Annotated in this window: 14 protein-coding genes; 10 read left to right on the forward strand and 4 right to left on the reverse strand. The window is 57.8% G+C overall.

Annotation, left to right across the window (positions count from 1 at the left end; translation table 11 throughout):
- Nucleotides 1–6: 6 nt before the first annotated feature.
- Nucleotides 7–1,563 (reverse strand): DNA integrity scanning protein DisA nucleotide-binding domain protein, encoded by a 1,557-nt coding sequence (locus P1X16_RS17455; protein WP_277231521.1) that lies wholly within the window; start codon nucleotides 1,561–1,563, stop codon nucleotides 7–9.
- Between the two features lie 224 nt (nucleotides 1,564–1,787).
- Complete coding sequence (locus P1X16_RS17460; protein WP_277231523.1) at nucleotides 1,788–2,618, reverse strand: TonB family protein; 831 nt, start codon at nucleotides 2,616–2,618, stop codon at nucleotides 1,788–1,790.
- 118 nt (nucleotides 2,619–2,736) lie between these two features.
- Here P1X16_RS17460 and P1X16_RS17465 point away from each other — a divergent pair, with 118 nt between their 5' ends.
- The 8 genes from P1X16_RS17465 (at nucleotide 2,737) to P1X16_RS17500 (ending at nucleotide 15,515) form a co-directional block, all read left to right on the forward strand.
- The gene (locus P1X16_RS17465; RefSeq protein WP_277231525.1) at nucleotides 2,737–3,195 is read left to right on the forward strand and encodes a RidA family protein; all 459 of its coding nucleotides are present in this window, start codon (nucleotides 2,737–2,739) and stop codon (nucleotides 3,193–3,195) included.
- A gap of 198 nt (nucleotides 3,196–3,393) precedes the next feature.
- Nucleotides 3,394–5,616 (forward strand): TonB-dependent receptor, encoded by a 2,223-nt coding sequence (locus P1X16_RS17470; RefSeq protein ID WP_277231526.1) that lies wholly within the window; start codon nucleotides 3,394–3,396, stop codon nucleotides 5,614–5,616.
- A 123-nt stretch (nucleotides 5,617–5,739) separates the two neighbouring features.
- Entirely contained in the window at nucleotides 5,740–7,605 is a 1,866-nt protein-coding gene (locus P1X16_RS17475) for a DNA mismatch repair protein MutS (protein ID WP_277231528.1), read from the forward strand.
- 128 nt (nucleotides 7,606–7,733) lie between these two features.
- Nucleotides 7,734–8,702, forward strand: a complete 969-nt coding sequence (locus tag P1X16_RS17480; protein WP_277231530.1) for a bestrophin family ion channel — start codon at nucleotides 7,734–7,736, stop codon at nucleotides 8,700–8,702.
- A gap of 450 nt (nucleotides 8,703–9,152) precedes the next feature.
- Nucleotides 9,153–10,724 carry an FAD-dependent oxidoreductase gene (locus tag P1X16_RS17485; RefSeq protein WP_277231532.1) on the forward strand — a complete coding sequence of 524 codons (1,572 nt, stop codon included), beginning with the start codon at nucleotides 9,153–9,155 and terminating at the stop codon, nucleotides 10,722–10,724.
- A gap of 280 nt (nucleotides 10,725–11,004) precedes the next feature.
- On the forward strand, nucleotides 11,005–11,817 hold the full coding sequence (locus P1X16_RS17490) for a cyanophycinase (RefSeq protein ID WP_277231534.1): 813 nt from the start codon (nucleotides 11,005–11,007) through the stop codon (nucleotides 11,815–11,817).
- A gap of 182 nt (nucleotides 11,818–11,999) precedes the next feature.
- Nucleotides 12,000–14,150 (forward strand): FUSC family membrane protein, encoded by a 2,151-nt coding sequence (locus P1X16_RS17495; RefSeq protein ID WP_277231537.1) that lies wholly within the window; start codon nucleotides 12,000–12,002, stop codon nucleotides 14,148–14,150.
- An 84-nt stretch (nucleotides 14,151–14,234) separates the two neighbouring features.
- Nucleotides 14,235–15,515, forward strand: a complete 1,281-nt coding sequence (locus P1X16_RS17500) for an MFS transporter (protein ID WP_277231539.1) — start codon at nucleotides 14,235–14,237, stop codon at nucleotides 15,513–15,515.
- A gap of 47 nt (nucleotides 15,516–15,562) precedes the next feature.
- On the opposite strand, the gene P1X16_RS17505 is transcribed toward P1X16_RS17500, so the two are convergent.
- Together P1X16_RS17505 and P1X16_RS17510 are read right to left on the reverse strand one after the other, a co-directional pair.
- Nucleotides 15,563–16,201, reverse strand: a complete 639-nt coding sequence (locus P1X16_RS17505) for a response regulator transcription factor (RefSeq protein WP_277231541.1) — start codon at nucleotides 16,199–16,201, stop codon at nucleotides 15,563–15,565.
- A 131-nt stretch (nucleotides 16,202–16,332) separates the two neighbouring features.
- Entirely contained in the window at nucleotides 16,333–18,201 is a 1,869-nt protein-coding gene (locus P1X16_RS17510) for a 7TM diverse intracellular signaling domain-containing protein (protein ID WP_277231544.1), read from the reverse strand.
- Between the two features lie 489 nt (nucleotides 18,202–18,690).
- Here P1X16_RS17510 and P1X16_RS17515 point away from each other — a divergent pair, with 489 nt between their 5' ends.
- Both P1X16_RS17515 and P1X16_RS17520 read left to right on the forward strand, forming a co-directional pair.
- A complete protein-coding gene (locus P1X16_RS17515; RefSeq protein WP_277231546.1) occupies nucleotides 18,691–19,881 on the forward strand; it encodes a vWA domain-containing protein in 1,191 nt (396 codons plus the stop codon).
- A 316-nt stretch (nucleotides 19,882–20,197) separates the two neighbouring features.
- Entirely contained in the window at nucleotides 20,198–20,890 is a 693-nt protein-coding gene (locus P1X16_RS17520; protein ID WP_277231548.1) for a class I SAM-dependent methyltransferase, read from the forward strand.
- The last annotated feature ends 60 nt before the right edge of the window (nucleotides 20,891–20,950 follow it).

Raw genomic sequence — 20,950 nt, forward strand, 5'->3', positions numbered from 1 at the left:
GTGTTGCTAGTCTTCTTCCTCCAATCGGTCTTTGGTAATGATGTTCACCATACCGTCTTCGCTGACCACAATGGCCAGGCAGGGGTAGGGCGAGGTTTCCACGTAGCGAATGGCCGAATTGTAGCGGGCTCCGCGGGTGCTGGTACCACGACCCGAAGCTTTACCATCCAAGATGACGCCGATGGAGTAGCAGTAGCCGTCGGGGTCGAGAAGTACGGCGCCGTCGATGGACGTAACCAGGCGGGTGATGAGGGGCGTGAGGGGCACCGGCTCGATAAGCGTACATTGCAGCTTCAGGCGGTCGGCTTCGGCCAGGGCCTCGGTGGTAATGACCATCAGGGTGCCGTGCTTTTGGCGGCTGGCTTCCAGCACCACTTCCCACAGGTGCTCGATCTTGGCGGGGTCGGTGAGATGAAACGTGCGCTTAAGGTCTTTGCGGAACCGCGTACGATTGACGCGCGACCGGGGCAGGCTCGGCTGGCTGTAAATAGTGCGCATTAGCACCTTGCCGTCGTGCTGAAACTCCCAGGCGTAGTGGTTGATGAAGTTAATGACAAACAGGTCTTCCCGAGTGGGGTCGTACTCGCCAACTAACCGGCCAAGTGCATACACGTTCTCGCTGTCGGAGAGCAAGCTTACGTCGGGCGTAGTCATTTCGAGCAGCTTGCGCACGGCCCGGTAGTCGGTGAGTGGGGTAGGGCAGGTCAGGGCAAACACCTCTTCCACGTTGGGGTGCCGGCGGCGGGCCATAATGAGCTTGCCCACGCCGCCGGCACCTTCGTAGCGCAAGCTGGAAATGGTGTTCAGAGTGTTGAAAAGCCGGGCCGCTCCGGGTTCGGCCCCGAGTGCCTGCGCGGGCGTATCGAGTAGGCTTTTGCCGGCGGCGCGCAATATTTCCTCGGTTTCGCGGGGGCGCATCATAATACCAGAACCAGGTTCCGGCTCGCTCAACGACTTCACGCACTCCTCGGTAAAGCGGAAAATGGCTGCCGCCAACAGGGAGGGCGCCAATGGTCGGCCATCGGTAAAGAAGCGGTGCGGCCGCAACGACGGATAAGCACGCATAGCTTTGCGCCGCACCCGCAGTACCGTCATCACGAAGTAGCCGTTGATTCGGATAGGCCAGCCTGGCACGTGCTGGTAAATGGTGTTTTCGTCGAGCTTGTCGAATATGTCTTGCACGGCCGTGCGAATGCCCAACGACTCTTGCCGCCGGTTGAGCATTTCGGGGGTTACTTCCTCGCGGATGGCAAGCGAAACGGGAACAAGGCGTTCGATGTCACGGCCCCGGTTTACGGCATTCGTGAAATGCAGCGTATCAAGGCCGTGGTTGGCGGGTTCCAGATGAACCAGCGGCGCATCGGGTTGGGGCGAATCGACATGCAGGGCCAGTAGCATCGTGAACGGTTCCAACTCGTCGTCGAGGGCGTTGAAAATACCGTTGGCTATGGTTTGAGCGGCTTGCAGAAAACGCGTTTGGTAGGGCCAAACCTTGAAGGTATCGGCTTCGAGGGGGGGCTGAGTAGCTACGGGTGGAGCAGAAAGCAGCGGAAGAGTAAGCATGTGGAAGGCGGAAAGGACGCTCGAAAACCGTTGGCAACTAGTGTGGGCTAGGTGCCAATAGTTTCACTTGAAAACAAATAACAAGCTAGCTACTCCGTATAAGTAGTTGGATATTAATAACAAGATACTGCACGCAGGTCATTTGTGCGAGGCAAAACGCCGCCTATATCCGCTACCTGATACCCTTTTCCTACTTAACAGGACGCATAGGCTCGCCAAATACTTTATAACTGGAATAGAACAGGCAAGACCATCTTTTGCTTTAATGGCTGCCCCTGATACGAAGCGGGCGTCCATTTGGGCGCTATCTTAATCAGCCGCAGCGCTTCCTGGTCGAGGCCCGAGCCGAGGGGTTTCACCACTTTCGCATCTGTGAGGGAGCCGTCTTTCTGGATCACAAATTCCACCATCACTTTGCCTTCTACTTTCCGTTGCCGGGCCAAGGCGGGGTACTGCTGGTTTTTCTGAATCCACTCGAAAAACGCTTCGGTGCCGCCCACAGGCCGGGCCGGCTGGTCGGGCGTGATGATAGTGGCGCCCGTCTTGGTGGTGTTGCCCGCTGGTTTGGGAGCGCCTGCCGGGGTGGTGCCAGCGGCATCTGGTTCGGTGGCCGGCGCTGGGCCGCCCGCCCCGAGCGGTATCTGGAAGGCTATTGGGATATTAACGCGCTGGCGCACTTTCTGGCCTTTGTGCTGCGCAGGCGTCCATTTGGGGCCGCCCTTGATTAAGCGCACGGCTTCAGCATCGAGCAGCGGATCGACGGGCTTGCTGGCCGCGACATTGGAAATCACGCCCGTTTTTTCGACTACAAACGTAACCTCCACCGTGCCGGCCGCCCCGCGCTGCAAGGCAGCGGTGGGATATTGCTGATTGTCGGCCAGGTATTGAGCGTAGGCTTCTACACCGCCGATGGGTACGGCAGGCTGGGCCACGGCATCATAGATTTGATCGGGCTCCGGCTTGGGGTATTTCAATTTCTGCTGGGCTAGTACGGGTGCGGCCATCGGCAAGGCCAGCACCGCCACAAAAGCGAAACGACGGAAAAAAGACTGCATAGCGAGAAATACAGGAGTAGATAGGGTGGAGTGCATGAAGGTAACTCAACAACCGCACCAGTCGGCATGCTGGTTCAGTGGCGCTCCATCCACCCCGAAAATCGGCTAGTTTTGGCGTATGGGACCTGACACTACTTCCGCCGGTGGCGCATCGGCTGCCTCCACCGCCCACAATTCCAGCCGGGCACCCGAGCCGGTAGGGCTGTACCCGCACGCACGCCGGGTGGGCAACCTGCTGTTCTTGTCCGGGGTGGGGCCGCGGCAGCGTGGGCAGCAGGCGGTGCCCGGCGTAGAGCTAGATGCGGCAGGCAACATCCTGCACTATGACTTCGAGCGACAGTGCCATGCCGTGTTTCAGAATGTGCGCTACATCTTGGAAGAAGCCGGGGCCCGCTGGGATGACCTAATAGACGTAACGGTGTTTCTGACCAACATGAAAGCTGACTTCCCAACCTACAACCGCCTCTACGCCGAATATTTCCAGAGCAACCAGCCCTGCCGCACCACAGTGGAGGTGAACTGCTTGCCTACACCCATTGCCATCGAGCTGAAATGTATAGCAGCAGTGGCAGGATAGCCGGGTAGCAGAAAGAGCAGGCCAGGAGCAGAAGAGGCGTTTGGGAAGGCACCGGAGCTTTGCTTTACTGCACGAACCTAGGGCCGGCAACTACTTTGCCTGACCTGGAAGCAACGCGCGAAAGCGCCTATAGGAAAGATAGTTTGGCACTTACTGTTGTTGAGTAACTTTGAGTTTGTCTCTCTTCATCTAACCTTCATGAAGCAAACTCTACCCGTCTTCTTCGGCCTGCTTTATTCGCTGCCTGCCGCCGCTCAAACCGCCGTGCCCGATACCACCCGCATTGTGGGCCTAAATGAGGTGGTGGTGTCGGCTAACCGCATTCAGGGCGAGCGAAAACTAGATCTGCCGCAGCAAGTAGACGTGCTGAGCGCCCGCCAGATTCGGTTATTGAATCCGGCTACTACGGCCGATGCGCTACTACAATCCGGGTGGGTGTTTGTGCAGAAGTCCCAGCTCGGGGGCGGTTCGCCGGTGTTGCGCGGTTTCGAGGCCAATAAGGTGCTGCTAGTCGTGGACGGCGTCCGGCTCAACAATGCTATCTACCGTGCGGGCCACCTCCAAAACATTCTGACGGTAGATGCCAACTCGCTGGAGCGGACGGAAATCCTAAGTGGGGCCGGAGCCGTGATGTATGGTTCCGACGCGTTGGGCGGCGTTATCAGTCTCTACACCAAGCAGCCAAAACTAGCGGACGGCGGCACTTCCGGCCCGCAGGTACACACCAACAACCTGCTGCGCTACGCCACCGCCGCCCGCGAAAAAACCGCCCATACCGACGTCAGCCTGGGCTGGCAGCGGTGGGCCCTGCTAACCAGCATTACGGCCACCGATTTCGACGACTTGCGCAAAGGCCGCAATGGCATGGATAAGTACCCCGGCTTTGGGGAGGTGAAACAGTACGTGGAGCGGCAAGACGGCAAGGATGTAGTGGTGAACAACGACCATCCCAACCAACAGAAATTCACGGGCTACCGCCAGCTAGACGTGGTGCAGAAAGTACTGTTCCAGCCGCAGGTCGGGCAGCGCCACACGCTCAACCTCCAGTTCTCCACCACCTCCGATATTCCGCGCTTCGACCGCCTTCAAACCTACCGCAACGGCGCCCTGCGTTATGCTGAGTGGGAGTACGGCCCGCAAAAGCGTCTGTTTGCCAGCTACCAATTGGAGCTAACCCGCCAAAACAAGTTATACGACGTGCTGCGCCTGACGCCCGCCGTGCAGGACATCGAGGAAAGCCGCTTGGTGCGCGACTTTGGCGTGAATGAACGCCAGGAAAACACTGAGAAAGTTCGGGTGCTAAGCACCAACCTCGATTTGTTTAAGGACCTTGGCCAGCACGAGTTGCGCTACGGCGCCGAAATAACCCACAACAAAGTGCGCAGCATCGGCGAGGGCGTAAACGTGCTGACCGGCGCAGTGCGGCCCATTGCTACCCGCTACCCCAACGGCTCGACCTACGGTACGCTTGGCGCCTACGCCGCGCACCGCTGGGAAATAACCGACCACCTGATTTTCTCGGACGGCCTGCGGTTCAGCAACGTGCAAGTGGAAGCAGCCTTCAACCGGCAGTTCTTCGACTCGCCTTACAACACCGTGAAGCAAAATTCATCGTCGTTGGATGGCAATGTGGGCTTGGTGGCCATGCTGCCGGCTGGCCTGCGCGTGAGCGGGCTGGTGGCTACCGGGTTCCGCAACCCCAACGTAGATGACTTGAGCCGCACCTTCGAGCAAACCACCGGCACCGGTCAGACCATCGGCACGCTCATTATTCCGAATCCTACTTTGAAACCCGAGCGGGTAGTGAACTACGAACTAGAGCTGTCCGAAAACATTGAAAACCGCTTGCTGCTGGCTGTTACGGGCTTTTATACCAACCTGCGCAATGCGCTGGTGGTACGCCCCTTTGCGGCTCCTGATGGGCAAACTACCACGCAGTACAACGGCAAAACCTACCAGACCGTGGCCACGGTCAACACGGGTCAGGCGCGCATCTATGGTATTTCGAGCCGCGCCCAACTAGCCTTACCGGCCCACTTGCGCTTCGACGGCACCCTAACCTACACCCACGGCCGCGACCGTACCGCCGACGTACCCCTCGACCACATTTCGCCAATCTACGGTCGTACGGCGCTTACTTATCAGCTGCGCCGCGTGCTGGCAGAAGGCTCGGCGCTCTTCAATGGCCGCAAAACTGTGGCGCAATACAGCCCGAGCGGGGAGGACAACCTACCGCAGGCCACGCCGGCTGGGGCTCTGGGTTGGTACACGCTTAACCTGCGCACCAGCTACCAGCTCACGCCACGCTGGGCCCTGCAAGCCGGCTTAGAGAATATTCTGGATACCAACTACCGCGTGTTTGCCTCCGGCATTAGTGCCCCCGGCCGCAACTTGTTTGTTACGGTGCGGTTCGAGCGGTAGGGGACGGGGCGCAACACTGCGCAGGCGAGGATAGGGCATCAGTCCATCGTTACCTGAGCCGTGGTGCCCTGATCATCTATTTGCTGCCTCGTACCTTCGTAGTTCTCTACCCATGCTGTTGCCGTGCCAATTTCCAACGCTGTCCGTCCGCTTACTGTTGCTCCGTCCGAGGTTTTCACGGAAAACCTAGCCACCCATGTAGCCCGCGAAAAGTATTTTGCCGGGCGGCACCAGTTGGGCGGTTGGCTGCGGCTACTGTTGTTTGTGGGCGGTGCGGCGGGCGCGTGGTGGCTGTTTTCCAACGAACACATTGCGCCGGGTATAGCCTTTGTGCTGGCTATATGGGTGTTGTTTTCTATTCTGGTGCGCTGGCACGGTGGCATCAGCTACCAGCGCGAGCATCATCGGCTGCTGGCCCGCATCAACCAAGACGAGCTGGATCGGCTGGCCGGTAAGCTCACGGGCTTCGACCCGGGTTTGCGCTACCTCGACGCGCTGCATCCGTACGCCGCCGACCTCGATGTATTCGGGGAACACTCGCTGTTTCAGCTACTCAACCGGGCTACCACCCGGCTCGGGCACGACTGGCTAGCTAGCTGGCTGCTGCATCCTGCCAAACCCGCCGAGGTGCAGGCCCGCCAGCAAGCTACCACCGAGCTGGCGCCCGATGTAACCTGGCTGCAAGAATGGCAGGCTCGGGCGCGGCACTTTCCGCGCCAGCAAGCCGACCCACGGGAGTTTAGCGCCTGGCTGGCTCGCCCCGATTTTTTCGCCGGCAAACCCTGGCTGAAGCCGCTGCTGGTGCTGCTGCCGCTGCTGGTAGTGGCAAGCATTGTGGCCTGGCTGCTCGATTATGGCTTCTACGCCTTGGTAGCGGTGCAGCTGGTGGTTGGGTTGCTGAATGGCCGCTTGGCGGCTGTGCGCAACGAGTACGCCGAGCAGGCCACCGCCATGCGGGACGCCTTACGGGCCACCCAGGCGCAACTGGCCTTGTTCGAGCAGGACCCAGACCGAAACTGGCAGGCGCCCCGGCTGCAACAGCTACTGGCCACGTTGCAGCAAGCCAGCCACGGCGCGGCCGCTACGCAGCGGCTCGGGCAGCTTTCCAGCGTGGCGGGCTTGTTTCGGGGGCGCGAGCATCCGTTGGGCGCGTTGCTATTGAATAGCTTGCTCCTTTGGGATTTGCACGCTGTATGGCAGCTTGAGCGCTGGAAGCGCGGCCTCGGCTCGGAGCTGACTACGGTGCTGGAAGTGCAAGCCGAACTAGAGGCGCTGGTTAGTCTGGCCGGGTGGCAATTTGCCAACCCCGGCTACGTGGTGCCCGAACTCAGCGCCGAGCAGCTGGAAGTAACAGCTACCGAACTAGGGCACCCCCTTATCTTCAGTTCAACGCGCATCACCAACGACTTTCATACCGTAGGGCTGGCCCAAACGGTGGTGGTGACCGGGTCCAATATGGCGGGTAAAAGCACGTTTCTGCGGACGCTAGGGCTGAACATGGTGCTGGCTTTGGCCGGTGCCGTCGTGTGTGCCCGGCACTTTCGCGTCAGCCCGGCGCAGGTGTTCACAGCCATGCGCACCCAAGACAACCTCGCCGAAAGCACCTCTTCCTTCTACGCCGAACTCAAGCGCCTGCGCCTGCTCCTCGACCTAAGCAGTGGGCAAGCCGCTGCCAATGAGGCCGAACTGCCGGTTTTCTACCTGCTCGACGAAATCCTGAAAGGCACCAACTCGCTGGATCGGCACCGGGGCGCCCGCGCCTTGCTGCGGCAGCTACACCAGCGCCGTGCGGCGGGCCTCGTCAGCACCCACGACTTAGAGCTGGCAGCGCTGGAAGAAGAGTGGCCGGGGCAAGTCCGCAACTTCAGCTTCAACAGCACTTTCGCCAACGGCCAGATTCACTTCGACTACCACCTCACGCCGGGCCCTTGCCGCTCCTTCAATGCCAGCCAGCTCATGCAGCTCATGGGAATTGAAGTCGAAGGGTAGCTGTTGAATTGTTGAGCTAGTAAATAAGTGGTTGTTTGTGGCTTGATGGGGCTAGCCTTCGCCAGAACAATTGCCATTTAGTGTTCAATACTCAACCAGTCAGCAATCAACAATTCAACAAATAGCCCATGTACGTTCGTAGTAATCTGCGCTGGCACATCATTTGGAAATATGCCTGGAAGGGTGTGGTCGTTTTCACGCTGTACTCCCTGTTGGTTTGTCTTGTATATGGGCCAATTGGTTTTCGTTCCTTGTCGATTCCGTGGCAGCCGGTTGCCACATTAGGTACGGCGGTGGCCTTCTACATAGGCTTCAAAAACAACGGCTCGTACGACCGATTCTGGGAGGCGCGTCAGATCTGGGGCGGCATCGTCAACTACAGCCGCACCTGGTCGATGCAGGCGTTGGAATTTGTAACGTCGGTGGTGGACGGGCCCGGGGTGGATGCTCCGGCGGCTTCGCACGCCGAGTTGACGTTGCGGCACCGCCGCTTGGTGTACCGCCAAATAGCGTGGTGCAACGCGCTACGCCTGCACCTGCGCCGCCAAAACGACCAGTGGGACCAGCAGGTCGGCCCCTTCCTCGACCCGGCCGAATCGATGGAGATGCAGCGCAAGCAAAACCCGCCGGTGCATTTGCTGCGCCAGCAAGCCGCCGATTTGCGCGTGCTGCGCGAGGAGCGGGGCCTGCTCAACGACTTTCAGCACGTGAACATGATGACCAGCATCGAGCAGTTCAACAACTTGCAAGGCGGCTGCGAACGAATCAAAAACACGCCTTTCCCGCGCCAATACGCGTTTTTTAGCTTTGTCTTTGTGTGGCTGTTTGCGGCGCTGCTACCCCTGGGCCTGATCGGGGAGTTCGAAAAAATGGGCCCCGACCATATCTGGCTCACGGTACCGTTTTCGGTGCTGGTGTCGTGGGTGTTCAACACCATCGAAATCGTCGGGCACATCAGCGAAAACCCGTTTGAAAACGAGATGAACGACGTGCCGATGACCGCCATTTGCCGCACCATCGAAATCGACCTGCGCGAGATGCTCGGCGAAACGCACCTCCCGCCCAAGCTCTCACCCGTAGACGATATTCTTTACTAGGGTAGTCAGGCCTTACAAATTCTTCGTGGCATATCTAGTTGGCTAATTGAACCAGTGGCGCCTCAAGCCAAGGACACAGCATCTGGCGTGCTAACAATACAAATACAACCAGCCCGTCATGCTGAGCGCAGCCGAAGCATCTCGCGTGCTGATGCTGCTAAAGTAACTGTCATGCTGAGCGGAGCCGGAGGCGCAGTCGAAGCATCTCGCTAGTGTGGTAACCCCTTGCCATTGCAACGTCAGCACGCGAGATGCTTCGGCTACGCTCAGCATGACAGTTACTTTGGCAATGTCAGCATGCCAGATGCTTGTGTCCTTGGCTTGAGGCGCTACAGGTTCCGCAGGACGTTTTGGTTGGCAAAGGCAACACGTCACCTATTCACCCTGAAGCTCGGCCTTAACTAAGACTGGAAAGCGGGCGTAAAGAAAGGCTCCCCAACCTTTCTATGTATGGCCCAATTGAACCCCGCCCGCACTACCGGCGTCACCCAGACGTCGTGGTTTCCTACCACTGGCCCGCTGCCTACGTTTCCGAAGCTAACCGAGTCCGTTACCGCCGATGTGGTGGTGGTAGGAGGGGGCATTGCCGGGCTGACTACGGCTTACTTGCTAGGTCGTGAAGGCCGCAGCGTGGTACTGTTGGAAGATGGTGAAATAGCGTCTGGCGAATCGGGACGCACCACGGCGCACCTTTCGTTTGCCCTCGACGACCGATACACGACGCTGGAACAGCTTTTTGGTAAAGAAGGCGCGCGCCTGGCCGCCGACAGCCACCGCAGCGCCGTCGATACAATCGAGGACATAGTAAAGCGCGAGAACATTGACTGCGACTTCGAGCGCCTCAACGGCTACTTGTATCTGCCCAAGGACGGCAAAGTAAAAGAGCTGGACGAAGAGTTGGAAGCTGCGCACCGCGCCGGCCTTACCGATGTGAAGCGTCTGCCCGATGCGGGTGCCCAAGGCTTCATCACGGGCGAATGCCTGGTGTTCCCGAATCAGGGCCAGTTTCACATTCTGAAATACCTAAGCGGCTTGGCTGAGGCCATTACGCGCCAGGGCGGCCAAATTTTCACCAACACCCATGCCTCCGAAGTGAAGAGCGGCAGCAACGCCGGCGTCACGACCACCGAAGGCCACGAAGTGAAAGCGGAAGCTGTGGTAATCGCCACCAACACGCCCTTCAACGACCGGGTGGTGATGCACACCAAGCAACACCCGTACCGCACCTACGTGATAGGCGCCCGGGTGCCCAAGGGCTCCGTCACGACGGCCTTGTACTGGGACACAGCCGACCCCTACCACTACATCCGCCTGCAAAAAGTAGACGCTGGCCCCCGCGGCGGCCAAGTTGACTACGATTTGCTGATAGTGGGCGGCGAAGACCACAAAACCGGCCAGGAGCCCAATCCCGAGGACCATCTGCAGTGCCTCGAAGACTGGACGCGCGAAAACTTCCCTTCGGTGAAAGGCATTGATTATCGGTGGTCGGGGCAGGTGATGGAGCCAGTAGACGGGCTGGCTTACGCCGGCCGTAATCCGCTGGACGACGACAACGTGTACATCATCACCGGCGACTCAGGCCACGGCATGACCCACGGCACGCTCGGCCCCATCATTATCACCGACTTGATTATGGGCCGCGAAAACCCGTGGGCCAAGCTCTACGACCCCGGCCGCGTGACGCTGAAGCTGGAATCAGTGAAAGAATACGTCACGGAAAACCTGAACGTAGCCGCCGAGTACACCGAACTGCTAACGGGCGGCGAAGTGAAGAGCGTCGAAGACGTCGCGCCTGGTTCCGGGGCCGTAATAGGCCGTGGCCCGCTGAAAGTAGCCGTGTACCGCGACCCAAAAGGTCAGGTGCACGAGTGCTCGGCCGTTTGCCCGCACCTGCACTGCATCGTGCATTGGAACTCTCTGGAAACCAGCTGGGACTGCCCTTGCCACGGCTCGCGCTTCGATGCCTATGGCCGCCTACTCGACGGGCCTGCCAACGAAGACCTGGCTAAAATCGAGCAGTAAACTACTTGCTGTTTTTCTGTAGAGAGGCAGCAAGCACTTTCTTATTTGAACAAGCAATGGTGCCCATCACCCTGTAGTAGTGGTGGGTGCCATCTGTCCCAGAGGTTTCTGCAAAACCTTATTCCAATTCCCGTCCGATGCTTCGGCTGGCTCTGCTGTGGCTGCTTGAAGCATCGAGCCCAACCCACCTGTTCAACTCATCCTTCCCATTCTCATGCCCGCATCGAAAAAGAAAACCGCAGCTGCTCAACAAGAATCCCTGTGTCCTCATCCACTCGGAATGTTGATTTCTATTGGGGGGCACGAGCGCAAGGATGTCTCGAATGGCGAGGATGCCGACATGGCCGCCGACTCTATTTTGCGCCGGGTGGTTGATGAGATAGGCAACAAAGGCCCTATTCTAGTGCTGCCCATTGCGTCGGAAGAGCCTGAAGAAGCAGCGCAAGACTATATCGACGTTTTCAAAGACTTAGGATGCAGTGGGGTGAATGTGCTCAATATTCGGAGCCGTGAGGAAGCAGAGAGCGAGGAAAGCTTGCGCTTGCTGGAAGAAGCTGGGGGCGTGATGTTCACCGGCGGCGACCAGCTTCGGCTGACGGCGCTGCTCGGGGGTACTGCTTTTCAGCGACGCCTCAAAGAGCGGTACACGCTTGAGCCATTCGTTATTGCCGGCACCAGCGCCGGGGCTACGGCCATGAGTACGCCCATGATCTACCAGGGCCGCAACAACGCGGGAATGAATAAAGATGAAATCCATATCACGACCGGGCTGGAGTTTCTGCACAACGTAGCCATTGACACGCACTTTGTGGCCCGTGGCCGCATCGTACGCATGGCCCAGATTATTGCCACCAATCCGTCGTGTATAGGGTTGGGGCTGGAAGAAGATACCGCCGTAGTCGTGACCAAAGGGCGGGAGCTGGAAGTAATTGGCAGTGGCCTAGTGGTGGTGCTGGATGGCATGGGCGTGACGGACACCAACATTCATGAAGTGGAGCCCGGCAAGCCGTTTTCTATCCGCGACCTGCGCATGCACTTGCTAAGCAGCGGCGAGCGGTACACGCTGCCTATCATCGAGCAGATGCACGCGTAAGCAAATAGTTGGTTATTGATGGTTGAAGGGTGAATGTTCATGCCCGGTTGCGGCTAACCCGGCCATCAACCTTCAACAATTACCTATCATCAATTAGCATGCAACAACCAACAATCAACAACCGTGTGTAGCTTGGCACCAAACTCATCGTATAGATGAGTTTGGACCCGCAGCCTGCTGCAATGAACGAACACACCCGCAAGCTTCAATATTTCTTCTTCAGCCAAGACTTCTCCGACGGCTTGCGTATTACGCTGGCTGTGCTGCTGCCTGGCCTCGTGTTTGGGTGGCTAGGCAAGCTGGAAATAGGCATGGACTTATCGCTCGGCGCGTTGTGCCTGAGCATCACCGACGCCCCGGGGCCTCTCATTCACAAGCGCAATGGTATGGCCGCCGGCTTGGTGCTGCTGCCTGTGGTGGCCCTAATTACGGGCTTGGCGCAGCCGCATCTGTGGCTGCTAGGAGTGGAAATCGTGCTATTTAGTTTCCTGTTTACTTTGTTCCTGGTGTACGGCACTAGGGCGGGCTCGGTGGGTACGGCAGGGTTGCTGCTGGTCATTTTGATGATGGACCGCGCGTTGCCGTTTGCGAAGCTGCTTGAGTTTACGGCCCTTGTTATGGCGGGGGCCGCGTGGTACATGGCCGTTAGCTTGCTTACTTATCAGATTCGGCCGTACCGCTCGGCCCAGCAGGCGCTGGGCGAGTGTATTCGGGCGGTGGCGGGGTTTCTGCGTCTCAAAGCCGAGTTTTACCGCACCGGTACCAACCTCGAAAACGACTACCGTCGCCTCATGACCCAGCAGGTGACGGTCAGCGAAAAGCAGGATGCCGTGCGCGAGTTGCTGTTCCGCACCCGGCAAATGATGAAGGAATCGACGGGCACGGGCCGGCGGCTGGTGCTCACCTTTGTGGACTTGATGGACCTCTACGAGCACATCACCGTCACGTATTACGACTACAAAGCCATTCATTCCCGGTTCGAAAGTACCGGCATACTCGACGCCATAGCGGGGCTAGTAGAGCAAATGGCGTCCGAGCTGGAAAGCATTGGCTACGCTATTCAAGCCAACCACAGCTACACCTCACGGTTGCAACTCACCGCCAGCCTAGAGCAGCTCAAGGCCCGCATCGATGCGCTGGATGACCCCACCCAACCCGGCCACACGCTGGTGCTAAAGAAGATTCTGGTGAATCTGCGCAACCTCAGCCAGCGGCTCCAGGACATTCTGGCGTACTTCGATGGCAAGGCGGCCCCGGCGAGCCGGGAGCTGGAATATGGACGGTTTGTATCGCACCAGAGCTTTGCGCTCGACGAGCTGCGGGGTTCTTTGACGCTCAACTCCAGTGCTTTTCGGCACGCAATCCGGATGGCGCTGGCTTGCTTGGTGGGGTATGTGATAGCCAAGGTGCTACTGCCCGGCCACCACAGCTACTGGATTCTGATGACCACCACCTACATGCTCAAGCCTGCGTTTAGCTTGACCAAGGAGCGCAATATTCACCGGGTACTAGGCACGCTGGCGGGCGGCATCATTGGGGGGCTAGTATTGTGGCTGGTGCAAGACCGGATGGCGCTGGTGGCACTGCTGTTCGTGTTTATGCTGACCTCGTTTAGCTTCACAAGGAGCAACTACATTGTGGCCGTCACGTTTATGACGCCCTTCGTTTTGATTTTGTTTAGTTTCCTGGGCCTCGGCTACTTGCAAGTGGTAGAAGAGCGGATTCTAGATACCGTGCTCGGCTGCCTCATTGCATTTGCAGCTAGCTACCTATTGTTTCCGAACTGGGAATCCGACCAGCTGCAGGATTACATGACGGCTGTACTGCGGGCCAACTTGCTTTATCTTCAAACGCTAACCGAAACACTGCTCGGTTCGTCGGTGGCGGAAGTGGATTACAAGCTGGCCCGTAAGGAAGTGTACGTTAGCTCGGCCAACCTGGCGGCGGCGTTTCAGCGCATGATGTCGGAGCCGCGCGCCAAGCAGCACCACCCCAACGAGGTGCACGAATTTGTGGTGCTCAACCATATTCTCTCCTCCAACGTGGCGTCCATTTCTTCGGCCCTGCTTTCAAACAACGACAGCCGCAGCCCGCTGGGCGGCAGCAACTTGTTGCGGCCAGTGCGCCAAGCGCAGCAAGCCCTGCACCGCAGCCTACGCCGCCTCGATATCAAGGAGCCCGAAGAACTACCGGCCGCATCCACTGAAGCTGGCACTTCGCCTGCCCGCACCGAAACCACCACTGCTCCCGACCCGCAGCTCACCGAGCAACTAGACTTCATTCAGAAGGTAAGCGGCGACATCAGCAAGGTGACCGAAGAAGTATTGAAATAGGTGCGGGATGTTTTCAAAGCGTAGCTGTTACCTAGTACCTGCATCCACGGTATCATCTATACGCCTCTGTCTTAGCCTGTTTCTGTGCGCCATCTTGTGCTCCGCGAAAGTGCTGGTCTGCGGTACTTCACTTTCTTCTATCTGTATGTAATGCAAGGTATTCCGGCGGGCTTCGGCTTGACGGCGGTGGTCAATTATCTGATAGGCAAAAACTTGAGTGCGGCCACGGTGGCTGCATTTTCGGCGGTTGTGGGCCTGCCTTGGGCCTTGCAATTTGTGTGGGGGCCACTGATTGACAAGTACCAGGAATCCATTATTGGGCAGCGCAAACAATGGGTGGTGCTTACGCAGCTAGTTGCCGCGCTGGCCTCTCTTGCCCTGCTGCTCATCCATGACCCGGTGGCGCAACTGTCTTGGCTGAAGCTGGCTTTTGTGGTGCACAGCGTGTTTGCTTCCATTCAGGATGCTAGCGTGGATGCCATTGCCATTGCGGTGGTGCCCGAAGAGGAGCGGGGCCGGGTCAATGCTTTTATGCGGGGCGGCTTTCTGTTGGGTATCTCGGCCGGGGCGGCGGGGCTGTCGTGGTTGCTGCACCGCTACGGCTTTTTCGAGGCGGCTCTGGCGCAGTCATTGGCACTGCTCTTTTTCACGGTACTCACCTTCTTCATCCGCCTCGACCGTACCGACCGGCTTGTGCCCACATTCGGAGCAAGCCCAGAGCCTCGTCGCCACAACGACAACCCGCCGCTAAAATGGCTGTTTCAGGAGCTGTTTCGGGCTATTACGGCACCTCGCACGCTGCGGCTGTTTGTCATTATTGCCGTGGCGTATCTGTGTTTGGGCATGTTTGGGTGGGCGTATTCCTACCACCTTATTCAGGTGCTGCACTGGCCCGATGGCGACGTCTCGATTCTGCAAGGCGGCTGGGGCACCCTGGCTACCCTTACGCTGGTCATAGCGGGCGGTACGCTCGCCGACCGTATCGGCGCCGCCCGACTCCAGCGCCGCGTATTGCTCGGGCTGGGTAGCTTCCTGCTGCTGTTTTGTGGCCTAAGCTTTTGGTGGTACAATTCGGCGGTAGCTACCGTGGGGCTGTTGGTCTGGAACTTGGCCGACCCCAGCTTGAGCGTGGCCGCGCTGCCACTACTCATGGCTTTATGCCAGCCGCGCATCGAAGGTTCGCAGTTCACCACCTATATGGCCCTCGTGAATTTGTGCGGTGTGAGTGGTGCCTACTTCACGGGCTGGCTGCTGAAGTTTATTACCGTGCCCGTTCTAGGCCTGGTTTGCAGCGCGGTGGTACTTGGTTTGGTCTGGTTGCTGCGCCCGTCACGAGTATTGGCAGTGCCCGAAACCGCCGAGTAGCAGCTGTACACTCGGTTAGCAGTTGCTACCGGTTCACGAAGGCCTACTCAGTGTAAGCCATGTTTGTGCGCAAATTCTACTAAGGCTGCGGGGCCATGTAGCTCGAGCTTGTGCATGATATTACGGCGGTGGGTACCTACTGTCAGTTCTGCTAAGCAGAGGCGGTCCGCAATTTGCCGAGTGGTGAGCCCCGCGCGCACCAGCCCAATAATTTCTCGTTCGCGCGCAGAAAGACGCTGCAGTACATGCGGGGACGAGTCGTTGGAGAGTTGTTGCGTAGCGGATTGACGGGTCTGCGGAAACGCCTGTTTGCCGGCATACACCGTCCGGATAGCCGTCAGCAAGCTATCGGCATCCGCCGATTTGGGCACGAAGCCGCTCGCCCCCAAAACGTGCAAGCGCTCCATGAGCTCCATTGTAGAAGCGGTGCTAAACACCAACACGCGCATGGCGGGCCATTGCTGCCGCAGGTGGGGCAGCAGCGTTAGGCCATCTTGGCCGGGCAGGTGCAAGTCGAGCAGCAGCACGTCGGCTGGAGCCGGATTCGGGGCGGACAGCCAAGCTAACAGCGCCTCGCCCGAGCTAAACTGCCCGGCTACCTGCAAGTCGGGCTGCTCGGCTACCAGCCGTGCCAGCCCCTGCATGAGCATGAGGTGGTCATCCAGAATGAGTAAGCGGCAGGGCATAAGCAAACTGGTGAAATGATGTACTAGTGAGCAGTTGAGCTAGAAATTGTGAGGAGCAGCAAGGGCCCCAAACAGTAAATTCAGCATGAAATTTTAATTCCCCAACTCAACAATTAGCTTCTGCCTCCAACTTATTTGCTTGAATAAGGCAAGCGGACCACAATGCTAGTGCCTTTGTTGGTGCTATCAATATGCACTTGGCCCCGAAGATACTCGGCCCGCGCATATACGCCGCGTAGTCCGATGCCAGTACCGTTGACTTTCGGTTTGAAACCGTCTCCGTTGTCTTCCACCATTATTTCCAAGGTGTTCGGGTGCCGCAGCACTTGCACCTGCACCTCGGTCGCGTTGGCATGGCGCACCGCGTTGTTGAGTAGTTCGGCGGCAATGCGGTAAGCGGCTGTTTGCAAAGGCTGCGGAAGCTGGTCGATGCCCTCGTCGCAGAAGGTGCGCACCGTGGGGCTACCGTAGATGTTGAGCAGTTCGGCCAGCGCTCCCACCGACTCCGTCAATCCCCCCAAGCCAGGCTCCGCGGGTAGTACCGCGTGGCTGAAGGTACGCACCTCGTCGCGCAGATGGCGGAGCAGCAGCTCGGTATGGCGGCCTGCGGCAGCGGCTTCTGGCGAGCTGGCAATGGCTTGCTGTACGGCCCGGCCCTGCCAGGCCAAGTGCAAGGCGGCTAGATTAGGCCCGAGGGCATCGTGCAGTTCCCGCGCCAGCCGTTCCCGCTCTTCTTCCTGGGCCGCTATAAGCTTGGCTCCTTGTGCATTACGTTGCCGTAGCTGCTTGATGCGTAGCTGCGCGTTTTGGTGAAGTGTGTAGCGGAAACGACCTGTGAGCAGCGCACTCAATACCAGCAACTCGAAAAATAAGCCCCAAGCTAAGGCATTGGGCTGCATCAGGTGCAGGTTGGTGAGGCCAATGTGGTTGAACCAAAACAAGATGAACCCCGTGAAGAAAAAGAAGTACGTGAGGGCATAATAGGCGGCTAGCCGGCGTCGGCGCTTGGTGAGCAGCGTTGCCAACAACACCACCCAGCCATACATGAAAATGGCTGCCAATAGCAGTTCACGGCCGCCATTAAGAACCAAGAGCCCCATGCCGTGGCTGCGCGCTGCCGCCGGATACAGCAGCGAATACGCTCCAACGAACACCAGCGCCAGCGCCGCCAACACATTGCCGGCTTGGTACAACCGCGGCCAGCCCGCCCGCAGCCGCAGAAACAACTGCATAATGCGTACGCCGCACGCCACCGCCAGCAGCATGAAGTTGAACTGCCCGATACCCCAGAGCAGCTGGTAGGGGCCGGTGGACAGCATCAGAGCATCCAGACCATCTTCCATGAGCAGGAAAATGGTGGTGCACACCACGTACAACACATACCAGATATGAATCCGGTCGCGCAGAAAAGCGAACAGCACGAGGTTGAACAGCGCGCTACTGAGGTAGAAGCCCACCAGCCAAATCCAGCGTTTGTGGAAGACGTAATTCACTTCCCAGGCTAGAAAATCTTCGGTGGTCGTTACGTCGGTGGGCAGGTACAGGGCCCCAGCGTGGTGGTCGATGCGCAGGTATAGTTCCGCGGCCTCGCCACCAGCCAGCTCGAAGGGCAAGCACAGGCCCCGTGCCGGAAACACTCGCTCCTTGGCTGGCACCCGGGAACTAGCGGAGGCTATTTGCTGAAATTCCGTCTGGCCTTGCCGCCGGCAGTAGAGCGTAGCACTATCGGTGTAGTTGTACAGGCTCCACAGGAAGCGCCGTTTTTCAACCAGGGTATTCTTCACCACCAGCCGTAGCCACAAGCGGCGATGCACAAAGCCAAGGTTGAGTGTGCGGTGCCAAGGTCCAGCTTGAAATTTGCCGGCCTGCCACAGCGAATCGGCGTGTTGGGCACTAGCCGGCGCACTAAAAGGCTCGGTGCAATACCGGTACGTTTCGGAAAGGTGCTTGCCGTTCGACTCTTTGAGATAAAGAGTATCTGCTACGATATGATCCTGCAATGGAGTTGCCTTAATAGCACTGCTACCCAAAAAACAGCCTATAAGCAGCCAAAAACTTAGTAAACGTGTTAACACGAGCGGTTTCTGTTAGTGATAAAACACGTATGGAAGGCATAATACAATACTATAGCACTAAATTAATATTTTAAGTGGTAGTACTTAGAATTTTTTGAGCATGCCACTGCAAGGCTGCTGTTTGCAGCCCAAGGAGCAGCTGGTCGCTGTATTGTTTATTAAGCTTAGCAAGCGTGCTTCTGGCTGCATAGCTCAAGCTTGCCACTAATGCACACTAGGTGGTGCAAACCCTGTTGGCAGAAGGTTGCTACTGCAAAACCTATAGACGTTGTAACCACGCAATGGCGCTAGGTGCTAGTGACTAGCGCATGAGAATATAACCGCCAAGAAAAATGACTAGCTGGTTGCAACTCCTGGCGCGACAAGTGGCTCTTCCTTGGGAAGCTATATACCACGCACCTTTCGCTTTTATCGATGAAAAAACTTCTTCTCTCTTTTCTGCTTCTGCCACTATTGCAGGGCTGCGCCGATGCTGATGATAGTAGCGGAAGCTCTTCGTCGGGTTATAGTTTGACTGACGCGGGCCCGAGTGGACGTGTTGGGTCGGGCGGCTCGGGGAGCAGCAACAATCCCAGCGGTTCCAGTCAGGCTGGGGTAATAACGGCCGGTGAGTGGAATGATCTACGCAACTGGGGGTTCTGGCTGGATGTGCTAAAACGGCCGACCTGGACAGCCCTGCCGGCGCAGTGGCAGCTATACTCCACCGAGCGCTACACTCTCACGCTCACCAACACCGCCGGGCAGCCACTAGCAGGTGCCCGCGTAACCATCGGAGCGAATCCCGCCTCAACGGGAGTTACCGCTGGGGTTACCGACCGTCTGGGCCGGGTCGAACTGTTTCCGACATTGTTTCAGGCTGCGGCTGCCAGCACTTCGTTGCCAGTACAGGTAAACTACCACGGCCAGGTGTTCACTCCCGCGCCCGTACCCGCCACCGAGCACCAAGCCACGCGGGTTGTTGCTGCCAGCCCAACGGTTTCGACGCCCGTCGATATCATGTTTGTGGTTGATGCGACCGGCTCGATGGGCGACGAAATCAACTACCTGAAAACCGAGTTGCGCGACGTAGTTACGCGGGCAGAAGCCCAAGTGCCCGCCGCTGATTTGCGTTTAGCCAGCGTGTTTTACCGCGACAAAGGCGACGAGTACGTAACCCGCGCGCTGCCCTTCACCCAAAACGTAAACCAACTGCTCACCTTCGTGCAGGCCCAAGGCCCAGGCGGGGGCGGCGACTTTCCGGAAGCCGTAGACGAGGCCCTGAGCGTGGCATTGCAACAGCAATGGAGCACCGAGGCGCGTTGCAGGTTGCTGTTTCTGGTGCTCGATGCGCCGCCCCACGACGAAGACCGTACCCGCATCCAGGAACTCACGCGCACGGCTGCCCGCCAAGGCATCCGGCTGATTCCGATAACGGCTAGCGGCATCGACACCAGCACCGAGTTTTTGATGCGGACGCTGGCCCTGAGCACTGGTGGCACCTACGTGTTCATCACCAACCACAGCGGTATCGGCAACACCCACCTAGAAGCGTCAGTGGGCGACTACCAAGTTGAGTACCTCAACAACCTATTAGTGCGCCTTATCACCGAGTACAGCAAATCGTAGGAGTGCTGTTACTTGCATAAAAAAGGCCTAGAGTATTTCTAGGCCTTTTTTATGTTTTCTACTTGCCGCTCGGGTCCGCGGGTACTCTATATGCACCAATGTGTACAGCTGTTTCATGGCAATTAGCTGCTACCGTATATAAGCTATTGTTGAGCTTGAAAATCAATAGCAATAAAAACTAATGTTTAGCTCTGTTACGTTCATTGAGGTGAACTGCTTTCCGCGGCCACTTCAGCCAGAAAAATCCGGTCCTGACCGAGTACATGGCGTTGTAGCTGGTTGATTACATATAAATTTGGTTAGCTATTTTACCACTATGAAATCCTTGTTTACTATTTCGCTGGTGCTGTCGGTGCTGTCAGCAGGCTATGCACAACAAGCTGCCTCGACCGCAAAGCCGGGCGCAAACCAGAAAGAAGCGAAGGAGATGGAGCGGCAGAAGTGGAATGCCGTGCTGACGGGAAAGGAAACGCGCGTATCGTTCAGTACCAATCCGAATAAGCTACTAGCCGAAACGATTAGAGGCCTTCGGCCTGGCAAGGCGCTCGATGTAGGCATGGGCCAAGGCCGCAACACGCTGTTTCTGGCCCGTCAAGGCTGGGACGCGTACGGCGTCGATATTGCGGATGAAGCCGTGAATCTGGCCCAGGACAACGCCCGCAAAGCCAATTTGCGCATCACTACCTTTATACAGGACGACTCAGAGTTCGACTTTGGCTCTAATCGGTGGGATTTGGTGGCCTTCATCTACGCGGGCGGGCGCCACCACGTCGATAAAGTGTACCAGAGCCTGAAACCGGGTGGCTTAGTGGTTATCGAAGGCTTCCACCGAGATGCTACCAAACAACGCAAGATTGGGGAGAACGTGGTTTTTGATACCGACGAGCTGAAAAAGCTATACACCGCCGCTGGCTTTACCATCGTGCGCTACGAAGAGAAAGTAGGCGTAGGCGACTTTGGTTTGCAGCAGATGCGGCTGGTGAAGCTGGTAGCACAAAAGAAGAAATAGTGGTTTGGTGACGTAGCAAAGGTGATGTTCAACTTGCGTTGCTAAAACATCACCTTGCCC

It is taken from the genome of Hymenobacter sp. YC55, assembly GCF_029433095.1.
Taxonomy (GTDB): domain Bacteria; phylum Bacteroidota; class Bacteroidia; order Cytophagales; family Hymenobacteraceae; genus Hymenobacter.

Coding starts and splice junctions, on each gene's coding strand:
- P1X16_RS17455 (WP_277231521.1), bottom strand. CDS start 1,563: ATGCTTACTCTTCCGCTGCTTTCTGCTCCACCCGTAGCTACTCAGCCC.
- P1X16_RS17460 (WP_277231523.1), bottom strand. CDS start 2,618: ATGCAGTCTTTTTTCCGTCGTTTCGCTTTTGTGGCGGTGCTGGCCTTG.
- P1X16_RS17465 (WP_277231525.1), top strand. CDS start 2,737: ATGGGACCTGACACTACTTCCGCCGGTGGCGCATCGGCTGCCTCCACC.
- P1X16_RS17470 (WP_277231526.1), top strand. CDS start 3,394: ATGAAGCAAACTCTACCCGTCTTCTTCGGCCTGCTTTATTCGCTGCCT.
- P1X16_RS17480 (WP_277231530.1), top strand. CDS start 7,734: ATGTACGTTCGTAGTAATCTGCGCTGGCACATCATTTGGAAATATGCC.
- P1X16_RS17485 (WP_277231532.1), top strand. CDS start 9,153: ATGGCCCAATTGAACCCCGCCCGCACTACCGGCGTCACCCAGACGTCG.
- P1X16_RS17490 (WP_277231534.1), top strand. CDS start 11,005: ATGTTGATTTCTATTGGGGGGCACGAGCGCAAGGATGTCTCGAATGGC.
- P1X16_RS17495 (WP_277231537.1), top strand. CDS start 12,000: ATGAACGAACACACCCGCAAGCTTCAATATTTCTTCTTCAGCCAAGAC.
- P1X16_RS17505 (WP_277231541.1), bottom strand. CDS start 16,201: ATGCCCTGCCGCTTACTCATTCTGGATGACCACCTCATGCTCATGCAG.
- P1X16_RS17515 (WP_277231546.1), top strand. CDS start 18,691: ATGAAAAAACTTCTTCTCTCTTTTCTGCTTCTGCCACTATTGCAGGGC.
- P1X16_RS17520 (WP_277231548.1), top strand. CDS start 20,198: ATGAAATCCTTGTTTACTATTTCGCTGGTGCTGTCGGTGCTGTCAGCA.